The following is a 3,293-nucleotide window of genomic DNA, read 5'->3' on the forward strand; positions in this document are numbered from 1 at the left end:
TTGCTGAAACAAGGTGCTTTGTAAAAGATGGCGGCCTCCTACTCTCCCGCATTGCATTGCAGTACCATCGGCGCAAGTGGGCTTAACTTCTCTGTTCGGAATGGGAAGAGGTGGAACCCCACCGCAATAGCCACCTGATAATTCTCTCAGCCGTATCACATACAGCCGGTATAGGTTGACAATCGCACACAAGCAAACTGTATCACAGATACAGAGTCAACATCTGAAAGTATCGCCTCAGACAAAAGTTTTCGGGCAATTAGTAGTGCTCGGCTTTGACATCGCTGTCTTTACACCTGCACCCTATCAACGTCGTAGTCTTCGACGACCCTCAATGGAGTCCTCATCTTGAGGCCGGCTTCGCACTTAGATGCTTTCAGCGCTTATCCGAACCCGACGCGGATACCCGGCGGTGCACCTGGCGGCACAACCGGTAAACCGGAGGTCGGTCAACCACGGTCCTCTCGTACTAGTGGCCGGTCCCCTCAAGACTCCTGCGCCCACGATAGATAGAGACCGAACTGTCTCACGACGTTCTGAACCCAGCTCGCGTGCCACTTTAATGGGCGAACAGCCCAACCCTTGGGACCTTCTCCAGCCCCAGGATGTGACGAGCCGACATCGAGGTGCCAAACCACCCCGTCGATATGAGCTCTTGGGGGGGATCAGCCTGTTATCCCCGGAGTACCTTTTATCCTTTGAGCGACGGACCTTCCATACGGATCCGCCGGATCACTATGCCCCAGTTTCCTGCCTGCTCGGCATGTCTGCCTCCCAGTCAAGCGCCCTTATGCCATTGCACTCTATAAGGCCGGTTACCAATCGGCCCGAGGGCACCTTTGGAAGCCTCCGTTACGCTTTTGGAGGCGACCACCCCAGTCAAACTACCCACCAAGCAGTGTCCGCGCAATGCGCGTTAGACCTCAGGCAGCAGAAGGGCCGTATTTCAAGGATGGCTCCACACACGCTGGCGCGCATGATTCAATGCCTCCGGCCTATCCTACACATCCGATGACCAAGGTCAATGCTAAGCTGTAGTAAAGGTTCACGGGGTCTTTTCGTCCCATCGCGGGTAATCGGCATCTTCACCGATACTACAATTTCACTGAGCTCACGGTTGAGACAGCGTCCGGATCATTACACCATTCGTGCAGGTCGGAACTTACCCGACAAGGAATTTCGCTACCTTAGGACCGTTATAGTTACGGCCGCCGTTTACCGGGGCTTCAATTCAATGCTTCCCTTGCGGTGACATCTCCTCTTAACCTTCCGGCACCGGGCAGGTGTCAGGCTGTATACCTCATCTTGCGAGTTTGCACAGCCCTGTGTTTTTGCTAAACAGTTGCCTGGACCTATTCTCTGCGCCTCCATTGCTGGAGGACCCCTTATCCCGAAGTTACGGGGTCAGTTTGCCTAGTTCCTTAACCGTGAATCTCTCAACGCCTTAGTATGTTCTACCCGACTACCTGTGTCGGTTTGCGGTACGGGTTCCGTATGGATTAAGTTTAGCGGATTTTCTCGGCAGTATGATTACCTGCGCTGTCGGCGCTCTCCGGAGAGAGTGCCGTACTGTCGGAGTTCAGCTCGGGAGGTGGATTTGCCTGCCTCCCTCAAAGCATACATCCTTTAACGGGGAATTCCGTTTCCCCGCGGCAGTGTCACGACTGCGTCTCCACGTCACTCCATAAGGAAGTCACGGAATATTGACCGTGTCAGCCATCGCCTTCGCCGTTCGGCTTAGACTTAGGACCCGACTTACCCCGGGATGATTAACATTGCCCGGGAAACCTTAGTCGTACGGCGGGGGTGGATCTCACACCCCTAATCGTTACTTATACCTACATTTGCTTTTCCTGAAGCTCCAGGGAAAGTCGTCCTTTCCCATTCAACGCCGCAGGAATGCTCCCCTACCGATACTTTTATCATTACTATCCCGCGACTTCGGTGCCTGTCTTATACCCGATTATTATCCATGCACGGTCTCTCGACTAGTGAGCTGTTACGCACTCTTTGAATGAATGGCTGCTTCCAAGCCAACATCCTAGCTGTCACGGAGACCACACTTCGTTAGACTAACTCAGACAGAACTTGGGGACCTTAGACGGCGGTCTGGATTCTTCTCCTCTCGGGGACGGACCTTAGCACCCGCCCCCTTACTGCCACACTGCGGTGTATGAGCATTCGGAGTTCGTCAGGTCGCGATAGGCGGTGAAGCCCTCTTGACCTATCGGTCGCTCTACCTCTCATACAGATCATGTGACGCGGCACCTAAATGCCTTTCGGGGAGTACGAGCTATCTCCGAGTTTGATTGGCCTTTCACTCCTACACACACCTCATCCGGAAGCTTTTCAACGCTTATCGGTGCGGACCTCCATCCCGTGTTACCGGGACTTCATCCTGGACATGTGTAGATCACTCGGTTTCGCGTCTACCTCCACAGACTATACGGCCTATTCAGCCTCGCTTTCACTGCGGCTCGGGAAGTCCTCTTCCTTAACCTCGCCTGTGACGGTAACTCGTAGGTTCATTATGCAAAAGGCACGCCGTCACTGCTTATAGCAGCTCCGACCGCTTGTAGGCGCATGGTTTCAGGTACTCTTTCACTCCCCTTATTGGGGTACTTTTCACCTTTCCCTCACGGTACTGGTACGCTATCGGTCTCACGGGAGTATTTAGCCTTGCCGGATGGGCCCGGCGGATTCGCGCAGGATTACACGTGTCCCGCGTTACTCAGGATACCGCTAGGTCTCGCAATTGTTTCGAATACAGGATTATCACCTTCTATGATGTAACTTTCCAGATACTTCTTCTCACATTTCAAGTACCACGGCGCGGTCCTACAACCCCTGCCATGCGTTGCCACAAAGCAGGTTTGGGCTCTTCCCCGGTCGCTCGCCACTACTGGGGGAATCATTGTTATTTTCTCTTCCTCGAGGTACTAAGATGTTTCAGTTCCCTCGGTTAGCCTCCCTGCTTAGGCAGGGATAACAGGCCTTCAGCCTGCTGGGTTGTCCCATTCGGAAATCCGCGGATCAAGGGATATTTGCTCCTACCCGCAGCTTATCGCAGCTTATCACGTCCTTCATCGCCTCCGTGAGCCAAGGCATCCACCATGCGCCCTGACTTACTTTCGCCTTGACTTAAGCATACTTTCCTATAACTATAGGCGGCCGTATGCATAAGTGCTCATACTTTCAGCTGTTGATTTCTGATTTATTATCTAATCTACAGTCTTGCTTGTGTCAATATGTCAAAGATCTCTTTCCTCTATTTCAAGGACAAGTGGAGAATA

General features: G+C 53.0%; 2 rRNA genes. Both read right to left on the reverse strand.

Annotation, left to right across the window (positions count from 1 at the left end):
* Nucleotides 1-25: 25 nt before the first annotated feature.
* Nucleotides 26-138: ribosomal RNA gene (gene rrf / locus CIK88_RS07080) — 5S ribosomal RNA — on the reverse strand.
* A 101-nt stretch (nucleotides 139-239) separates the two neighbouring features.
* Nucleotides 240-3,135, reverse strand: a 23S ribosomal RNA gene (locus CIK88_RS07085).
* Nucleotides 3,136-3,293: the final 158 nt, after the last annotated feature.

It is taken from the genome of Prevotella sp. P5-50, from assembly GCF_002251295.1.
Classification (GTDB): Bacteria; Bacteroidota; Bacteroidia; order Bacteroidales; family Bacteroidaceae; genus Prevotella.